This window comes from Pseudomonas sp. ADAK18 (assembly GCF_012935695.1).
In the GTDB taxonomy this organism is placed as follows: Bacteria; Pseudomonadota; Gammaproteobacteria; order Pseudomonadales; family Pseudomonadaceae; genus Aquipseudomonas.
This window is the reverse complement of record NZ_CP052859.1, coordinates 4849524-4867662: the sequence shown is the minus strand read 5'-3', so window position 1 is coordinate 4867662 and position 18139 is coordinate 4849524. Positions and strand designations below refer to the sequence as shown.

13 protein-coding genes and 1 pseudogene are annotated in these 18139 nt (G+C 50.4%); 7 read left to right on the top strand and 7 right to left on the bottom strand.

All coding sequences use genetic code 11. The features are described 5' to 3' along the window. Window positions 1–157: 157 nt before the first annotated feature. A complete protein-coding gene (locus HKK55_RS22015) occupies window positions 158–583 on the bottom strand; it encodes a response regulator (RefSeq protein WP_169356575.1) in 426 nt (141 codons plus the stop codon). 76 nt (window positions 584–659) lie between these two features. Next, window positions 660–1889 carry an EAL domain-containing protein gene (locus tag HKK55_RS22010; RefSeq protein WP_169356574.1) on the bottom strand — a complete coding sequence of 410 codons (1230 nt, stop codon included), beginning with the start codon at window positions 1887–1889 and terminating at the stop codon, window positions 660–662. A gap of 624 nt (window positions 1890–2513) precedes the next feature. On the opposite strand from HKK55_RS22010, the gene HKK55_RS22005 reads away from it, so the two are divergent. Genes HKK55_RS22005 through HKK55_RS21990 form a run of 4 tightly spaced genes read left to right on the top strand, consistent with a single transcriptional unit; the run spans window position 2514 to window position 7438 of the window. After that, window positions 2514–3092 carry a fimbrial protein gene (locus tag HKK55_RS22005; RefSeq protein ID WP_178128858.1) on the top strand — a complete coding sequence of 193 codons (579 nt, stop codon included), beginning with the start codon at window positions 2514–2516 and terminating at the stop codon, window positions 3090–3092. 50 nt (window positions 3093–3142) lie between these two features. Next, window positions 3143–3838, top strand: a complete 696-nt coding sequence (locus HKK55_RS22000; protein ID WP_169356573.1) for a molecular chaperone — start codon at window positions 3143–3145, stop codon at window positions 3836–3838. Between the two features lie 14 nt (window positions 3839–3852). Then, the gene (locus HKK55_RS21995; RefSeq protein ID WP_169356572.1) at window positions 3853–6348 is read left to right on the top strand and encodes a fimbria/pilus outer membrane usher protein; all 2496 of its coding nucleotides are present in this window, start codon (window positions 3853–3855) and stop codon (window positions 6346–6348) included. Further along, window positions 6335–7438 (top strand): fimbrial protein, encoded by a 1104-nt coding sequence (locus HKK55_RS21990; RefSeq protein ID WP_169356571.1) that lies wholly within the window; start codon window positions 6335–6337, stop codon window positions 7436–7438. Before HKK55_RS21995 ends, HKK55_RS21990 begins: the two co-directional genes overlap by 14 nt. A 130-nt stretch (window positions 7439–7568) precedes the next feature. On the opposite strand, the gene HKK55_RS21985 is transcribed toward HKK55_RS21990, so the two are convergent. From HKK55_RS21985 to HKK55_RS21970, 4 genes are all read right to left on the bottom strand, one after another. Then, a complete protein-coding gene (locus HKK55_RS21985; protein ID WP_169356570.1) occupies window positions 7569–11189 on the bottom strand; it encodes a transporter substrate-binding domain-containing protein in 3621 nt (1206 codons plus the stop codon). A 2-nt stretch (window positions 11190–11191) separates the two neighbouring features. Beyond that, window positions 11192–11818 (bottom strand): response regulator transcription factor, encoded by a 627-nt coding sequence (locus tag HKK55_RS21980; RefSeq protein ID WP_169356569.1) that lies wholly within the window; start codon window positions 11816–11818, stop codon window positions 11192–11194. A gap of 114 nt (window positions 11819–11932) precedes the next feature. Then, window positions 11933–13123 (bottom strand): EAL domain-containing protein, encoded by a 1191-nt coding sequence (locus HKK55_RS21975; protein ID WP_169356568.1) that lies wholly within the window; start codon window positions 13121–13123, stop codon window positions 11933–11935. A 149-nt stretch (window positions 13124–13272) separates the two neighbouring features. Then, window positions 13273–14205 carry a LysR family transcriptional regulator gene (locus HKK55_RS21970; protein ID WP_237151284.1) on the bottom strand — a complete coding sequence of 311 codons (933 nt, stop codon included), beginning with the start codon at window positions 14203–14205 and terminating at the stop codon, window positions 13273–13275. A gap of 99 nt (window positions 14206–14304) precedes the next feature. Between HKK55_RS21970 and HKK55_RS21965 the strand changes: the two genes are divergently transcribed. The 3 genes from HKK55_RS21965 to HKK55_RS21955 all read left to right on the top strand — a co-directional run bounded on the left by HKK55_RS21965 (window position 14305) and on the right by HKK55_RS21955 (window position 15677). Further along, window positions 14305–14904: an FMN-dependent NADH-azoreductase gene (locus tag HKK55_RS21965; protein ID WP_169356567.1), complete on the top strand. Its 600-nt coding sequence runs from the start codon at window positions 14305–14307 to the stop codon at window positions 14902–14904. Between the two features lie 297 nt (window positions 14905–15201). Then, a complete protein-coding gene (locus HKK55_RS21960) occupies window positions 15202–15525 on the top strand; it encodes a transposase (RefSeq protein WP_237151283.1) in 324 nt (107 codons plus the stop codon). Continuing rightward, entirely contained in the window at window positions 15522–15677 is a 156-nt protein-coding gene (locus HKK55_RS21955) for a hypothetical protein (protein WP_169356565.1), read from the top strand. The genes HKK55_RS21960 and HKK55_RS21955 overlap by 4 nt, the downstream gene beginning before the upstream one ends. Before the next feature lie 80 nt (window positions 15678–15757). Here HKK55_RS21955 and HKK55_RS21950 read toward each other — a convergent pair. After that, window positions 15758–16812, bottom strand: a pseudogene (locus HKK55_RS21950) (IS630 family transposase). Window positions 16813–18139: the final 1327 nt, after the last annotated feature.

Here is an 18139-nt window from a genome sequence, read left to right as displayed (position 1 = left end):
GCTGAGCGTTTCCCTGCGGCGAAAGCCACAACCGCACAAGACAGTTCGTAAGCGATGTCCGAATCTATGCTAATGGAAAATAAAGAAGAGATCCTCGGCGCCTTTGAAACACGACGCCGAACACGAACCAGGGAATAGCACGATAACGGCCTAAGGCTCAAGGCACCCAACGCAGACAAGGGCTGCGTGTGGGATGCCCCTTTGGCGAATCAATAGCCAGCATGAGGTTTCTTATCGTCTGCTCATCAGGTGTTTGCAAGAGCCTTTTAATTACCCTTGATCCCGGCACCAAGACTATTTCCTGTTCACCGCGCGGCAGACCGTCATAAACCAGCGTGTGACGAATAGCCGGACAGTTGCGAAAAAAATCATCCAGATTGAACGTTGCATCTGCTCCCAGAGCGCTATTGATCACCAACAGATCAAAGGGCTCGATGGCGCCTTCGACCATTGCCAACAACTCCGCAAATGTCGCCACTGGTGCGATTCGGTGATAACCCTGCTGATTCAGCATTTTCTCGATACTCAACCGCTGCGCAGGTTGATCGTCAACAATCAAGATACGTAAAGAGGGGGTTGGCATTTTTAATCCTTATATATTACACGAGCAAGCAGAGGCTGCAGATAGCGATGTCGATCTACATACTGAGGCCGAAATGTCATGGAGAAATGGTCGAATACTGCCCACTCTCCCCAGCGTGTGGGCCCCCTGATTGAAGCCAACAATCCAGGTCTTGCTTCGTCATCGGTTTGGCAAAGAAGTAGCCCTGCCCATGCACGCAGCCCAGAGCCACTAATTGGTTGTGTTGCTTCTGTGTTTCGATACCCTCAGCCACTACCGTCATACCCAGGGACTCACCCAAAGCAATGGTGCTGCTGATAACGGCCCGGGGACGCGGCCCATCGTCCATTGCCTGAACGAATTCACCGTCCAGCTTGATCTCGTTGAAGGGCAACTGACACAAGCGTTGCAACGATGAAAAACCGGAACCAAAATCATCAATGGATAATCGACAACCCATCATGCGCAGTCGCACCAGGTTTTCCATGCACCCGGCCGACGCTTCCACCAACCCGGTTTCGGTCAACTCGAAGGTCACTCCGGCCGCCGGTAATTTGAAACTCGCCAAGGCTGCTTTAATCCTGGAAACCAATGCCACATCGGACAACTGGGAAGGTTGCAGGTTGAACGCAACGTTTAGAATTTGACCACGCGTCAGACAGCGGCGCTGCAATTGCAACCCATGATCGAGCTGTGCAAAAAACAACTGATTAAGCAAGCCACAGCGCTCAATAGTCGGCATAAACACTATAGGCGAAACGACCCCTTTTCTTGGGTGGTTCCAGCGAGTAAGCGCTTCGACACCCGAGACTTGGTTGTTCACCAGATTGATCTTGGGCTGAAAGTAGGTCTCCATTTGGCCACTCGCCATAGCCGAGCGGATCTCTTCCTCACTGACCACTACGTTCACACCGGTGGAATCCACCGGGCCCGCAGACTGGTTCAAACAACTCATCAGAAGACCGTTCAGCGTATCAAGCTGTAGAGGATTACCCATCTCACCCAACATCTTCAGCCCCAACAGGGGCATCAGTTGTCTCGCTGCCCGCTGTACATCTTCAGCGAGCGAATTGTTGATGATGACCGATCGCACCAGCCCGCTCTTCGCCGAACGTTGCAAAAAATCAAGGCTATCTAGCCCTTCCGTACGCAAGTCGCAGAAAGCGATATCTACCGGCCCGACGTTGTACAGAGCATGCCACGCGTGACTGGCGGACGACGCACTGAATACGACATCACACCCCAGGTGCCGCAACATATTGACAGTAGTTGCTCGCTGAAAAAAATTCGCGTTCAGGACAAAAACGCGTAGGGGCAACACTAGCATGATAACTCTCCGGAATACGGCATAACTTCAGTTCTCGATATTCCTTTTTCATAAATGCTTTTCTAAAGCACCTCCTTATCCTAAACATGATCCATACACTACGCTCAACATCAGTAGCGCCATATTTCAAGCTTGAAGTTTGCGAAACGATGCATTGATATAACTTAGCTGGATTGCCATATATTCGCCTTTGTTCAGCGCACAAAAACCTCGAAAAATCCCACCAACACGTAGGAAATTTCCTTCCAATTTTAGCTCTGCACGGCACTCAAGCAACCTCGAAACACCCTAGGAAATTTCCTACACGGCATAGAGATCGATCCTACAGGCTCCTTCCTTGCACCTAGACAAACTATGACCAGCTCATTTCGAGTTCTAATTTTCTACTCTGCAGAAACTGATTGGTTTCGCAGGATGAAAAACGAGGTGACCACATCGACAATATTGTAGGACTGTGCTGCACATGTAGTGTCGCACCTGACTGAATTTATCGTTGATGTTTGCCCCATTGTGCAAGCGCAACATGATACTGACCTCAAAAAAATTCTTGTATAAGACAAATATTTTCTTTGAGTTTTTGGCAACAGCAACATTAATAAACATTAACGAATTAACGGAGTTCTAATGATTAAGCACGCTTTCTCTCTGGCAGCACTGGCCTCTGTCCTGGCTTCCGCAAACGTCATGGCCGATGATAACGCTGCCGGCGGTGTTATTTCCTTCAGCGGCGCGATTACCGACACTACTTGCACTATCAATGGCGGTAAAAGTGCAGATTTCACCGTTGCGCTGTCTCCTATTTCCGTGATTGACGCCGGTAACGCCGTTGGCCCGCTGACCAAAAACAAAAAATCGTTTTCTTTGACCTTCTCGGGCTGCACCCCAGCCGCAGGAGTTGCTGGCACTCCATTGAAAATGTATTTCTCGTCCGCAGATAACATTTCCACAGACGGTAAGTTTTTGCTGAACAACACAGTCAACGAAAGTGATGCTGATGTTGCCAAAAACGTCGGTTTCTCACTGGCGAAGCCAGGCTCTATCGCGCCAATCCAATTGAACGTGCCGCTCGACACTGGCATCAGCGGAGCAGGTACAACACCTGAAACACTCGTGCTTGATGCGTACTACTACAAAACCAATGCCGCCGACGCCAAAGTTGGCGCCCTTAGTTCCAATCTGACCTACACCATTTCCTACTTGTAATACAGCCCGTGTACCAGGCCCATCCCATGGGCCTGGTTCAGGAAAATATCATGATAAAGAAACTAGTTTTAGCAGGATTACTACTCAGCTCCGTGTCTGCGCAGGCCAACATTGTCATCAATGGCACTCGTGTTATTTATCCAGGAGCAAACAAAGATGTAATAGTTCAACTCATCAATAATGGAAGTGACTCCTCCTTGGTTCAAGCATGGATAGATGATGGCGACATCAACTCCACGCCGGAAACAGCCAATGTTCCGTTCCTCCTATCTCCGCCAGTTGTCAAAGTTTCTGGAGAAAGCGGTCAACAACTCAGAATTACTAAAGTCGGCGCTCCACTGGTTGCGGATCGGGAGTCTGTTTTCTTTTTAAATGTGCTAGACATCCCTCCAACCCCTGAAAATTTAAAGGGAGCAAACACACTGCAGCTGGCGATCAAGTCTCGCATAAAAATGTTCTATCGCCCGAGCGGGCTAAAGGAAAAGGCCAGCAGCAGCATCGAAAAAATCGAACTGCAAGCGGTCGCGAAAGGTTTTAACGTGATCAATAAAAGCGCGTACTTCTTCACACTCGCTAACATTGATCAACACGACAAAAAACATCTGCTCGTTGACTCAGTCATGATCGCTCCTTTTTCCTCTACATTCGTCGAGAGTAAAGAGTCCGTCAGTAAAAATGCACCCTACACCATGATGTATATCGATGATTTGGGTGCTTACAAAACTAAAGCTGTAGTATCGCACTAAGGTAAAACCCAAGAATGAAACAGCACAAAACCCTTATTAAAGCCCTCACAGTGTCCTTGCTGTTTCTACTGGACAAAGCCTATGCAGAAACCTTTGACACTTCGCTGATGGCCGGCAAGTCCCGGGAATCTGATCTTTCACGCTTTTATGCGAGCTCCGAGATACCTGCGGGCAAACAAGATATTGATATTTATGTCAATAGCACCTGGAAAGGCCGCTATTCATTAGTATTTGGCGGCGTAAAAGACGATATCAAGATCAGCTATGAAGATAGCGCACTTCTTGGGATCAACATGAGTGGCTTGCCCCCTGTGCAACCAGGCGAGGACAGTCTACAAATCAGCCAATTGGTTCAAGGCGGTTCTTTTCTTTTAGATATCAGCACCCTGAGCCTGAAGCTGACTGTGCCCCAGTCTTATGTGAATCGCTCGGAGGCCGGTTATGTCGACCCGAAATTCTGGGATCATGGCGTGCCCGCATTTTTATTCGGCTACAATGCCATGCATTACAGCATACAATCGAAAAATGGCGGGGCATCTAACGACGAGTTGTACTCTGGCTTGGATTTCGGCATTAACTTTGCTGGCTGGCAATTCCGTGAAAATAGTTCGTTAAGAAAAAGCTCCTCGGATAACTTCAAGTATCAAAACAACACACGCTATCTTCAGAAAAATATTTCCTCTATTACGTCCAACTTCAAGCTCGGTGATTTCTACTCGGCAGGTGATCTCTTTGACTCGATCAGAGTTCGCGGTGTGTCGTTGACGTCCGACATTAATATGCTGCCCAACTCCAAACAAGGGTTCTCGCCCATTGTGCGTGGCGTTGCACAAACCAATGCCCTGGTAAAAGTCATGCAGAACGGCAACGTGGTTTATCAGGAAAGCGTACCTCCTGGCGCCTTTACCTTCGACAATATCCAGCCCTCCGGGTCCGCTGGCGACCTGACGGTGGTGGTCCACGAGGCCGATGGTCGCGAGCAGTCGTTCAACGTACCGTTTTCTGCCGTGCCTAATATGCTCAAGGAAGGGATCAGTAAGTACAGCTTGGTGGCCGGTAAAGTTAACCAGACCAATACCGACTATAGCCCTGGTTTTGTGCAGGGTACGTTGCAGTATGGGCTCAACAATCTGTTGACCGGATATGCAGGCACAACCCTCAGCAATGATTACCGCGCCTATCTTGTCGGCAGCGGCTTGAACCTGCCGATCGGTGCCGTCTCTGTTGACGTGACCCAATCGAATACTCAGTTAAAGAACCAAAGCAAAAGCGGGCAAAGTGTACGCGTTTCCTACAGTAAATTCCTGGATGTAACGGCCACCAACTTTACCTTGGCGGCGTATCGCTATTCTACCGAAGGCTACTACAGCTTCAGCGATGCCATTTATTCCCAAGAGGGCTACCGTGAACTCGAAAGACAAATCAACGACTATCGAAACACACTTGACGAAGATGATGCTCCGATCCTCGACTTGAATACCTGGGATGCCCTGCGAAGCGCACGCCCACGTAACACCTTTAATTTAAGTCTGAACCAGCGTTTGAAAGATAACTGGGGCACCGTGTTTTTTTCCGGAACACAACGCGACTACTGGACAAATAACACTAAAAGTCGTGAGTACCAATTTGGTTACACAAACGCTGTAGGGCAGGTTAATTACAATCTCTCTGCCAACCGCGTCAGAAACTCAAACCGTGATGAAGAGACGCGATTCTATCTCTCAATGACCATGCCCTTTGATATCGCCGGCAACAGGGCGTATCTCAACAGTGGTGCATCACTGGTGGACTCGCGCTATCAGCAAAGTAACGTTAGCGTGAGTGGCAATGCACTGGAATCAAACCGCCTGAGTTACACCGTAGCTGCCAGCAATCAAAACGGAGGGAATAACACCGCCAGCGTTAATACCTCCTACCGTACCAATGTTTCAACAGTGGGTGCCTCTTATGGTGAGTCGTCCGATTATCGGCAAACCGGCTTAGGTGCTCGAGGCAGTATCGTGATGATTCCTGGGCATATATTGGCCTCCAATGAAATCGGCAGCACCATGATGGTAGTTGAGGCTCCCAAAGCCAAAGGCCTTATGGTCAATGGAGACCAAAGTATTGTGACCAACAAAGATGGCTTGGCGTTGGTTCCATACGCGACACCTTACCGCTTGAATTCAGTTACGTTGTCCGACAGCGGTAACAGTTCCGGCGCAGAGATTATCGGAAATATTGCCAACACTGTGCCTTTTGCCGGCACGGTTAGTCATGTGAAGTTTGAGACAGACCAACGTCAGTCTTACACCGTTCAGGCGCGCAAGGCAGATGGTAGCCCTATGCCATTTGGTGCAGAGGTATTGGATAAATCAGGCGAGTCTGTCGGCTTTGTCGGTCAGGCCAGTGTCCTGTACATAAAATCCGAAGAAAAACCGGAGCACCTTGAGGTTCGACTGAGTAACGGTAGCTGCATTATCCGCCAGCCCGACTTGGCTACGGATACTTCTCAAAATGTCTGCCATTAATATGAGAAAATTAATTATCATGAACAGATTTATTATTGTGTTTTTGGTGTCTGGGTTGTTCAGCACGATCAGTTACGCAACCTGTTATAATGGACCTACCGAATATGGTTCAGTTATGGCAATCGACCTTTCAGACAAACTAAGCGAAAGAAGCCGTGTCTGGACACAAACAATTAACAGCGACTTGGGGGCATTTGGCTTCAATTGTTCGACAGATGCCAATTTTGATTACTTCTCTCCCCTGTCAGATACCTCCAAGGTAATATCTGTTGGACTGGAAGATGGAAAACACTGGGTACGAGTGGAGGTTGTAGGGCCGATACAAGGTAAACTGTTATCAAGTGGTGGACATACATCCTCAGAGTTGAACACGCCAATCACCATGCGTTTCTCCCTGATGAGCAACGGGCCTGACGATGCTAAAGTCAGCGGTAATACGGGGCAGTTTAGTAACTTAATAATTGTGAGAGATACGTCTGGAATGGGCTGGTTGGAGTGGGCAGCATCTCCAGCTGTTTTTGCTTACAATGTCGCCGTGTGGATTCTGAAGGGATTCACGGGCTGGCCTCTAAATGAACGAGATATGTACTCACAAAATCTCATCATCACTTATACACCTAAGATGGCTACCTGCAACTTCAACAACGCAGGGTTGATGGTGAATCTTCCTAAAATAGGTGTTGCGCAGCTGACAAAAATCCCTCAACCGGGTTATACGCCATTTACATTGAATTTCAGCTGTAACAACCTGCTGGCTAACGGCAGCACCGACCGCGCAATCGACATGTTTTTATCCAGCAATAACCTGCTTCCATCCGACAATAGCGTATTGATGGACAGCACGCCTGGCTCGGCGAAAGGCGTCGGTATAAAGGTAGCCAAACGCGACACTCCCAACGCACCGGTTGTCTTTTCCACCTCCACCTTAAACCGCGGAAGTGCCACCTCCATTTTCAGTGCCGCTGCAGGTGCTGTGGTTAATAGCAATTTCTCAGTTGGCATGGGCGCTTACTACTTCCCTTACAACCCCGCTGAACTTACCAGTGGCGAGATCAGGGCAACCGCCACGCTGAACATCGTTTATCAGTGATCATCAGCCCTGCTCGATGAGCGACTCATGCCCTACAACGCCAACGCCCCATTGATACAGTGGGGTCGTTGGCCATTCCCCAAGCTTTCCCCGCCATTCGCAAATACACCAGGCTCTCCTGACGCGCTAGCTAGTCAATACACGCCTCCAGACGCTGCGCCAATGCCTCCATGGCCTCGTGCAGAGCATCCACCGCCTGGGTCAGCCGCACCGCGTCATGGCCATTACATTCAGTTTGCAATTGCTCGCAGCACTGGATCAGGCGATGCGCCTTGATGATACGTGCTCCTCCCTTGACCCGATGGCCCAGGTCGGACAGCCCGCTCAAGTCGTGATCACTGTAGAGTTTGAGCAGCCGTAACAAATCCTCTTCGTTGCTACTGGCCAGATCCCGCAACAAGCTGTTAACCAGCGTTCGGTCACCATGAGCCAGTTGTTCGAGGCTCCTGAGGTCAATGTCGTCGGACAGTGGTATTGAGCCATCAGCGTCCCCTGTTTCATCGAACACCAACTCCACACCGGACAAGCGCGCAGTCAGGTCCTTCATACTGATGGGCTTGAATAGACAATCATCCATGCCCGCTTCCAGGCAGCGATCCTTTTCCTCCGGTTGCGCGTTGGCGGTGAACCCCAGGATCAAGCAACGCGCCGCGCCCGAATCAGCCTCCTCAGCGCGGATCGCCCTGGCCAGTTCGTAGCCTGTCATCACCGGCATGTTGCAGTCGGTAATCACCACATCGAAATGACCATTGCGCCAGGCACACAAGCCATGGGCACCGTCCGGCTCGTCATCGACCGTGTGCCCCAGGTAACTCAACTGCTGTGATAACAGCAAACGGTTGGCTGGATAATCATCAACCACCAGCACTTTCAATACCTTGCCAACTTCGGGTAACACGGGCTCCGGTCTGGTGGGCGGCAATGGAGCAAGAACCTCCAGTTCCAGCAACACCTCGGTCTGTGTGCCTTGCCCTAACACGCTGGCGAGGTTCAACTCACCCTGCATCATCGAACACAGTTTGCGGCTAATCGCCAGCCCCAAGCCTGAACCTCCCGCACTCGAATGGCTGGCCTGGTTGAATGGCACGAATAGCCGCTGCTGATCGTCCACGGAAATACCTATCCCGGTATCGCGCACCAACACCTGAACACCCATGCTTTGGTTGTTGGCCGAATGCGTGACCTTTACACAGACCTGCACCTGCCCGACACTCGTGAACTTGATGGCGTTACCGATCAGGTTGGACAGTACCTGCTTGAACCGTATCGGATCGATCAGAACGTCTTTGTTGGCTTTTTCATCGAATGACAACACAAGACTCAACTGTTTCTGCCGGGCTAACCCTTCGAATACCCGTACCACCGACACCACAAGTTCTTTGAGCGCCGCCCGTTGCGGTACCAGCGTCAAGCGCTCAGACTCGATGCGTACCACATCCAGGATGTCGCCAATCAGTTCCAGAAGTCCTCGCGCAGCGCCCGATGCCACGTCAATGGCAAAACGGTCGAGAATGCCTTGGTCAGCCTTTTTCATGGCCAGCTCCAGCATCCCCACCACAGCGTTCATCGGGGTACGTATTTCATGACTCATGGTTGCCAGGAAAGTGGTTTTCGCTCGATTGGCCTTATCCGCGTCCTTCTTGGCGTCTGTAAGCTGCTCGAGCAAGCGCTCGCGCTCACTGATATCAATCCACCCGGCAATAATGCCCTTGACCTCGTCCGAGTTGTCGCGAAACGGCAGTATCCAATGATAAGCCGTAATAACCTGGCCATTGGGAAACGACAGCTGGCAGTCAGCAATCAATTCCTGACCTCCTTCCATGACCTCTAGGTATTGCCGTTCGAACACGGCCCCGAGGCTTGAATCGATGATCCCGGTTTCGGATAACCGTGTGCCAATAATCTTCTCGCGAGTACTTCCAACCGCCTCCAGAAAACGTTGATTGCACAGTAGCATCCGTGTCTTGCGGTCTCGGACGTAGATAGGGTGAGGTAACCCATCGATCAGTACCCGCATGAACTCCATTTGTTCATTCAACGCCTGCTCGGCCACCTCACGTCTCTGAATCAGGCGCTGCAAGTAGATAATCCATCCGAACGCCGCCAGTAACAAAATCGCGGCGATAGCCGAACCTCGTATGATTTCCGATTGATTGGCCTGTGTGCGTTTATTGTCCACCACGACTTCATTACGCCAACGACTGGTAAGCTCATCCAACTCCTGCGGGGAGAGACTCATCATCACCTTGTCCAGAATTGAATACAGCTCTAACGACCCGCGATCAGTGGCAAGTGCTATTTGCGCGGGCTGCAAACCAACGGTTCGACTCACCCGAACACGGGATTGGTACCGAGTAGCAATCAGATAGCGGGCGTTGACCCAAGTAGTGACGGCGGCATCGGCTTTACCCTCCGCGACCATCGATAAGGCATCAGTAGCATCTGCTGTATCAACCAAAATTATCTGCGGATAATACCGACCAATATAACCCCGTACATCACCACCTTTTCTGATTGCCAGACGCTTCCCCGCCAGATCATCCAAACTGCCGACTTTCTCATCGCCAGTACGAACGCTCAGTACATAGGGTGTGGTCAAATAGGATCGGGTAAACCGCAGGTCGCTGTTAGCAGCGTTTGGATTGAACGCCGCAATGAAGTCAGCCTTGCCATTTTTGACCAACTCTACAAGGCCATCCAGCGAGTAGGCACGTGTCACCTCTAAGGTAAGACCTGTACGACGACGAAGCACGGCCAACAGATCAGCGCTGATACCGCGAAAACTTCCCTGCTGATCGAAAAAGGCCAACGGTGGACTGTTCTCCAGTACCGCTACCCTCAAGTGGGGGTGGTTCGCCAGCCAGCGTTGCTCATTCGGGCTGAGTTCAATCTTATCATGGTCACTTACAGTGATCGTTTCTACCCCCCAGCGCCGTTTGATTATTGTGCTTTCTTCTGCTGGGATGGTTATCAACGCCCGGTTGACAATACCCAACAACTGCTGATCTTCAACCCGCAGCGCAAAACCGATACTGGTCACGTCCAGGCTCGCGAAGTCCGTCAGATAAACATCGGACAGAAAGTTTCTATTGATCAGGTAGCTAGCAGTCGTCGCTCCACCGAGGTAAACATCAGCTTGGTCAAAAACTACAGCGCTGATGGCATCCAGATCTGTCGGATACAACTGCAGCTTTGCCAACGGGTAATGCGCCCTGACCAAGGAGACAGACGGGTCATATTCAGCCATTGCCAATTGTTGCCCAGCAAGGTCCTTCGGCAGGATCGCATTGCTGTCCCTGCGGCTGACTAACACAGGTTGGTCATCGAGATAGGACCTCGAAACCACCAGTTCAGGATCCGTTGCATCAACGGCGGAAGCGATCCCCAACAGGTCCACCTCGCCTCTTTTGAGCGCTTCTACCGCTTGTATACGGGCTTGATAGCGTTGAATCTGAATTTCGACATTCAACAAGCCGGCAATCAGCTCCAAGTAGTCGGCTGCAATCCCCTCGTAATCGTAAGTACTCGTACTCAACCCCAAAGGTGAGGCGTCGGTGGTGACAACCCCGACTCGCATTATTTTTTTTTCGCGCAACAAGCCCCTGTCAATTTCTGACAACTTCAGGGTCACACCTGTGAGCTGGGAACGTCCCAACAACTTCAGTGGTTCGAAATCGTCAGGAAAGTTCGCCGCTTGAACAAAGGGGTTGATACACAGTAAAACGATCAGAATCCCGAATGGCCACTTCATGTTTAGAGAAGATTGTTGCGCTTGGCAAAATCAGCGAGATAGACCACTGACTTGACGTTGAGCTTTTCAATCAGTCGGGTTTTATAAGTACTGATGGTCTTGTTGCTCAGTAGCATGGCGTCACCAATTTCCTTGTTACTGAAACCCCGAGCCAGTTGCTGCAAAATGGTCAGTTCACGGTTGGACAGGTTTCGAATCAAGTCATGCTCGCTGGCTTGGTAATCAACGGTGCGTACCGAACTGTTGGCGAGCACTGGAAAATAGCTGTAGCCATCCATAATCGCCTTGATCGCCCGGGTCAGCTCTGCAAGATTTCCGGTCTTGGAGACATAACCAGACGCTCCGGCGTTCATGCAACGCCAAGCGTAAAAAGACGCATCCAGGGAGGTCAGCACCAGGATTTTACAGGGCAAACCCGAGGCAACGATGCGGCTGATAACGTCTATGCCGTCGAGAAGCGGCATGGATATATCGAGTAAAATCAGGTCGGGGACATACTCACGCGCCAAGTGCAAAGCGTCTACACCATTACCCGCCTCCGCCACTATTTCAAACTGCTCTGCCCCAAGCAACGCCTTAACGGAAGCACGAATAAACGGATGGTCGTCAACGACTAATGCTTTGAACATGTGAACCTCTAGAAGAGAAAGCAGCGCACCTTAAGCCGGACACAATCGTTGCGATTTTGAGCCTCATCAAAATGTAGCGCATATCGCTCCAGGCGCAATTGTAGTATTTGTTTTTTACACGGCCGGAGCATGAAGTTTCAGCCACAAGGAAAAATCAGCGCCCGTCATGGGGAGTGCAAGATGAAAGCCCTGGCCAAAAGAGCAGCCCAGGCTGATGAGGGTGTGAAGCTCGTGTGCATTTTCAATGCCCACGACCACTAGGTCCATCCGTAATGCCTTGGCTAACGCTACACTGCTTGAAATGACCGCCCGGTTACCCAGGTCGTCAACATCTCGGACAAATACAGTGTCGAGCTTGAGTTGGTTGAAGGGCAGATGTGCCAACTGCCTCAACGAGGAAAAACCAATACCGAAGTCATCAATCGACAAACCACAGCCGGCTTGATGCAGATGCAGCAAATTTTCTACAGCAGACGGAGGCAAATCCAGCAGGCCGTTTTCGGTGACTTCGAACATGAGCGCTGAGCCGGGCATTTTATATTGATCCAAGCGCTGGACAATGTGCTCGACCAAGTCATCGCGTACCAACTGAGAGGCCGTCAGGTTGAATGCGAGCCCCAGATCAAGCCCTTGCTCCCGCTGACGGCTCATGAATTCGAGCCCTTGTTCCAAAAGCTGTTTGAACATATCATCGATTAAGTCATAAGCCACTACCGTCGCCAGTAGATTCGAGGGCATCAAAAGCCCTTTCTTGGGGTGCTCCCAGCGCACCAACACCTCGGCACCAAACAGTCGGCCATCATGCAGGTTGAACTTGGGTTGATACCAAGCCTGAAACTCTCCAGCAATCAACCCTTGCAGCACCTCAGCATGAGGAGTCAACTCGAGTTTTGCTGCCGGTTCTCTGAGTGAAGCACTGTGGTGTGTTTTGAAAGCAGACAATATTTTTTGCAAGGCTTGCGGTTGCAGAGGTTTGTCCAGTACACCCAGTAAACGGATAGAAGACAACGAACTCAATCTGGAAACCGAACGTAGCAACGCCAATGGCAACTCTCCATGCACGACCAAAGTTCGTACGTTGCCCAATTTGCTGCCGACACTAAGAAAATCAAGATTGTTGATTGATCCGTCACTCAGGTCAAAGAAAATGATATCGATTATTTCCTGGCGGCAAATATGATCGACTGCTTGTAAAGCGTTCCCTGCCGACAAAACGCACGCGACCTGCAGATTCAACAACCAGTTAACCAACACACTGCGCTGTAAAGCATGACTTTCTACAACGAGAACACACCCCTCAATCATCTATTTCAACCCGACCATTGCTGATGAGCGGAACTGTGCCGAACAACAACCTACGGCTGTAGAAGAATTGTCCTGCCGATCTGTAGGAAAATTCCTACAACTCAAAGGCGTATCCGAACACTATCGGACTCGTTGAGTGTCACGTCATCTCAAACAGTTCGTGATTCAACCGCGGCCATTCGACTAGGCAATTTTTCCAGTAATGCATCCACTACCACTCGTGTCCTCAATGGAAGATGAGACGTGTGCGGCCAAACCGCGTTAATCGCAAAGGTTGCGCTCGGGTGCTTAGGTAAAACTTCTTGTAACTCACCGCGCAAAAGATGATCTCGGACCAACCAGTACGGAAGCCATGCAATGCCTAGGTGAGCGAGCGTGGCATCTGTCACCGCCCGCATGTCGTCCATTAGCAAACGAGTTTTAGGCATGATTTCCTGAGCCTGAACATCAAGGCGTGACTGCCAATTGTGTATCCGATCGAAGCGCATATAGGACACCGCATCGTGCTGCCTAAGATCTTCAATGGTTTTCGGCTCCCCGTGTCGCTGCAGATAGGTTGGCGAAGCACAAAATGCCATATGATGCTCACCTAACTTGCGGGCCACGAGACTGCTACTATCCGGTAATGAGCCGATACGGATAGCCAGATCAAATCCATCCTCGGTCAAGTCCACCATCCTGTCGTTGAATGACATTTCCAGGGTCAGGCCAGAATACTCTTGCGCTAGTTCGATCAGGATGGGCGCTATGCACAGATGGCCAAACAGGACTGGCATTGAAACTCGTATCCGGCCGCTCACTTGCTCTTTACCGCTTTCCAGTAAAACTGCCCCTGCCCGGATCTCTTTAAGGCCTCGTAAACAATGCTTATAGAACAACAGCCCCTCATCGGTGAGGCTTTGACTGCGTGTTGTCCGGTGAAACAGCAGAACCCCTAGCCGGTGCTCCAGGCGGGCGATGCTCTTACTTATTGCCGAGCGAGTGACGTTTTCCTTTTCAGCAGCCTGGGCGAAATTACCCGCCTCTACGACTGCCACGAAGACGTCAATACCGTTCAGATTTATTCGCATGATTGTAGCCATTTAGAAATCAATGATGAGAAATTTTATCGCTACTGGGGATAAAAAGACGATGATAATCTTTGTGTATTGCATAAACCAATGAGTTCGGAGCTTACTTTCATGACCAAAATTCTCGCCCTCAAGTCCAGCATCATGGGCAGTAACTCTCAGACAAATGCCCTGATTGAAACCTTTCTGGCCGAGCGCAAAAAGCAGGGGCTCGCTGACCAAGTGGTGGTACATGATCTAGTCGCGCTTGATCTGCCGGTGCTAGACAATGAGATTTTTTTTGCCCTGCGGGGAGCGGAAAATTTGAGCGAACATGCTCAACGCGTGGTGGCTCTATCTGACGAACTAGTCTCTGAACTCAAGGCTAGTGATCTGCTGTTGATTGGGGCCCCGATGTACAACCTCAATGTGCCAACTCAGTTGAAAAATTGGTTCGACCTAATTGCCCGCGCCAAGGTTACTTTTAGATATGCCGAAACGTACCCGGAGGGGCTTGTTGACGGCGTGAGTGCCGTAGTCATTAGCTCCAGTGGTGGTGCGCATGTCGGCCAGGACACAGATGCGGTCACCCCTTATTTGCGCGCGGTACTCGGTTTGATAGGCATTACCGATGTGAAGTTTGTTTATGCCGAGGGAATGGATATGAGACCGGATGGGGTGGCGAAAGGACTAGCTAACGCTAGGGCGCAAATAGCTGAACTAATCGCCTGATTACCGAGTTCCGACTCATAGACAAGCATGCATTTCATGCTTGACCATGTGCAGCCGCCCCTTCGCTGTCTATGCCTGGTCGCCGTGAGAGCATCAGCATCAATGCGCTGACCGAGACCAGTGAGGAGATGGCGAAAAATGCGCAGGGATTCGAGTTTAGCTTCTCGCTGACGTCCTCACCGATGAGTTTGAGTGTATGCGTCTGGCCAAGTCATCTACCCAACCCCGCAATGCGCGGACATGGTGTGCACTTAAATTTAAGTGGGCACCAGTTCTAGCCTTTTAAGCGGGTATTTCATGCAGCCAGCACACCGTTCCTATTCCAAATCCTTCAAGGCTCAGATCATTCAAGAGTGCGACCAGCCCGGCGCTTCAATCGCCAGTATCGCCCTCGGCCATAGCCTCAACGCTAACCTCATCCACAAATGGATTCGGGGGCAAGCGCAGAAAAGCACGGCGCTACAAACTGCATTCATCCCATTGCCTATGCAAACGACGGCGCATCTGTCTTCATCGAATATCAGCGTTGAGATTCTGCACCCGCGCGGCACCGTCAAAGTGAACTGGCCAACCGAAAGTGCTGCTGCCTGCGCCGCTTTCCTTCGAGACCTGTTGCGATGATCCGCATCGACGCCATCTGGCTCGCCACTGAGCCCATGGACATGCGCGCCGGTACCGAGACCGCGCTGGCCCGGGTGGAACAGTCGTTGCACGACCTCAATCATTCGCTGGCCCAAAAAAATCCTGGTAGCGCAGACAAATCCGAGCATTAAATATTTTTCAGCTCATACGGTACTCATACCCCCCAATTACATCTGGCACATCTAGTGTGCCGTCTCACAAATAAAGCTCCTCATCCCTGTGAGACCATTGCCTCACGGGCTCGCTGTATCTTGTTCAAAATATCTTCCCCCTTGGCGTTCCAGACGTAGCGAGTCGGCTGCGCATTTCGCAGTGCCAGGAAGGTGGTGATCGAGCTTTCCAGTTCGCGAACCGAACTGAAACTTCCGTCACGCAGGTACACCGTGATGTCGCGAAAGAAGCGTTCAACCATGTTCATCCACGAGCTGGAAGTCGGGGTGAAATGCATGTGGAAGCGTTTATGTTTTTCCAGCCAAGCCTTCACTTTTGGATGCTTGTGCGTGGCGTAGTTGTCGACGATCAAATGCAGCTGAAGGTGCTTGGGCGTTTCGCGATTGATCTTCTTGAGAAACTCCAGCCATTCCTGATGCCGGTGTTGTCGCCCGATGGAACTGATCAAGCGTCCCTGAAGATAGTCCAGCGCTGTGAACAAGGTGACGGTGCCATGGCGGATATAATCGTGCGATTGCGTGCGGATATGACCGATCCCCAAAGGCAGTCCAGGCTGAGTGCGCTCCAAGGCCTGAACCTGGCTTTTTTCATCGCAACAGAGCACCAGTGCCTTATCCGGCGGATCCAGATACAGCCCAATAACGTCCCAGAATTTCTCTTCGAAGTTTGGATCGTTGGACAGTTTGAAGGTACGTGTCAGGTGCGGCTTTATATCGTTGGCGGCCCATATGCGCTGGACGCTGGCCGGAGAGATGCCGGCGACTCGCGCCATGCTTCGGCAGCTCCAGCGAGGTTGACCGATACGCGGTTGAGTGACTTGCTCAAGGGTTCGTTTCAATGCTTCGGCCGGCAAGGATGGCTTGCGACCGCGTCCGGGCAGATCCACCAGGCCTTGTAGACGCAGCTCTTGAAAACGCTTGCTGAAACAACGGAAAGACCGGTCAATTGGGCAATCTCGTTACGCGAACGACCTTGAGCCGCCAGCAAAATCACCCGCGCTCGACGACCGTCGCGCTGACTGATCGTGGCGGATCTTATGCGCCGACTCAGTTCAACTTGTTCGGCTTCACTGAGCACAATGTCCTGAAAATTCATGTGATCATTCCATGCACTGACTGACCACAGAAGCATAGCTCAGACTAGAAACTTATTTCGGAGACAGGACACTAGAAGCATGTCTATCTCCTTACGGCCCACATGCCAATAGCTTAGACCATAAATGATAACAATGTCATTCTCTTCTAATTTCTTTGCTGCCTCAATAGCTTTATCCCAAATCTGTCTGACTCTCCCGCTGGAGGCAATATCCTGACTAATGGGTAGTGCTTGTCCAAATCCTCATATTTCACCGCAAGCTCGTCTATGCCCCCTTCAGTAAAACTAGCTTCATAATTAACCGAGAATGCAGTGTTATCAATGGCTGATTTCCCGCAAAAAGTAATCGAGCCACGGGGCTTGTGGATCGTAATTTTCGAGTTTTGATCTTCATCAAGTAGGGGTGTTGAAAACGCGATACCCTTTGCTTGAAGAGTCCTCTCAAGAAAAGCGCCGCAATTAAAACTTATTATATAAACACTGCTTATATTGTCATCTTTTACGGCCTCAATAAGCCAATCAATTGGCTGGCATCATCACTGGAAAAGAAGTTTTCTGATAGCAAAATTGTATCATAATGCACAAACAGATACCTCAGTTAAGCTACAAGCTCTTTGTATGCACGTATACATATTCCATCTTCGAGTGAAGCTGGGTCGGCTAGGCAGCATGCATTTACGGCGGTAATAGCCTGCTCTATTACATCATATGAGTTTTGTGGCGAAGTTGTTTGTCGAGCGCCGAGTTCCCACAAACTTGGGCAATGTTCATAGCTAAGGAGTCCAGGTTTTCCCGTTGCGGGTCATGTCGCATCACATCCCGTCGAGAAAAGATTAGAAAGATCGACGCATTTGTGTATCTGATTCAACATTGAAATAGACAAGCCATTTCCAGCTACAAGCAATATTTTCATGTTATATCCATATTTTTCCGGCATTCCTGGGGCCGTAATAGGGTTGAAGTCATTAGAGATGCTTGAGGACCATGAGAGGTGCACCTTCTACTGTCCGAACTGACCAATAAACTTAATTTAGGTTACAGAATTTGTGGGTGCATTTTTTGAAGAAGAGACGATATCGAATTGCCATGCAAATTGTCTATACGCGTATTTCTCGGACAATCATTGAGCGCTATAATCTTGCGCGCCAAGCAAAGAACATTTCAACGTGCTTGGCTATTGCTGTTCGCCAGAAACCAACCTGGATCGTACGGCCGCAATTGGCCCAGAGTGTGTAAAAACGCTCATAGCCTCATCGGCTTGGGTCAGCCACTACCGACAATGTATCTGACGCCATCGCGCGCTGACCATCACGGCACTTGCCGAGTA

Bases quoted from the DNA above. Each gene is read 5' to 3' on its own strand.
- HKK55_RS21975 (WP_169356568.1), bottom strand. From the start codon at position 13,123: ATGATTGAGGGGTGTGTTCTCGTTGTAGAAAGTCATGCTTTACAGCGC.
- HKK55_RS21985 (WP_169356570.1), bottom strand. From the start codon at position 11,189: ATGAAGTGGCCATTCGGGATTCTGATCGTTTTACTGTGTATCAACCCC.
- HKK55_RS22000 (WP_169356573.1), top strand. From the start codon at position 3,143: ATGATAAAGAAACTAGTTTTAGCAGGATTACTACTCAGCTCCGTGTCT.
- HKK55_RS21990 (WP_169356571.1), top strand. From the start codon at position 6,335: ATGTCTGCCATTAATATGAGAAAATTAATTATCATGAACAGATTTATT.
- HKK55_RS22005 (WP_178128858.1), top strand. From the start codon at position 2,514: ATGATTAAGCACGCTTTCTCTCTGGCAGCACTGGCCTCTGTCCTGGCT.
- HKK55_RS22010 (WP_169356574.1), bottom strand. From the start codon at position 1,889: ATGCTAGTGTTGCCCCTACGCGTTTTTGTCCTGAACGCGAATTTTTTT.
- HKK55_RS21955 (WP_169356565.1), top strand. From the start codon at position 15,522: ATGATCCGCATCGACGCCATCTGGCTCGCCACTGAGCCCATGGACATG.
- HKK55_RS21980 (WP_169356569.1), bottom strand. From the start codon at position 11,818: ATGTTCAAAGCATTAGTCGTTGACGACCATCCGTTTATTCGTGCTTCC.
- HKK55_RS21965 (WP_169356567.1), top strand. From the start codon at position 14,305: ATGACCAAAATTCTCGCCCTCAAGTCCAGCATCATGGGCAGTAACTCT.
- HKK55_RS21960 (WP_237151283.1), top strand. From the start codon at position 15,202: ATGCAGCCAGCACACCGTTCCTATTCCAAATCCTTCAAGGCTCAGATC.
- HKK55_RS22015 (WP_169356575.1), bottom strand. From the start codon at position 583: ATGCCAACCCCCTCTTTACGTATCTTGATTGTTGACGATCAACCTGCG.
- HKK55_RS21995 (WP_169356572.1), top strand. From the start codon at position 3,853: ATGAAACAGCACAAAACCCTTATTAAAGCCCTCACAGTGTCCTTGCTG.
- HKK55_RS21970 (WP_237151284.1), bottom strand. From the start codon at position 14,205: ATGGCTACAATCATGCGAATAAATCTGAACGGTATTGACGTCTTCGTG.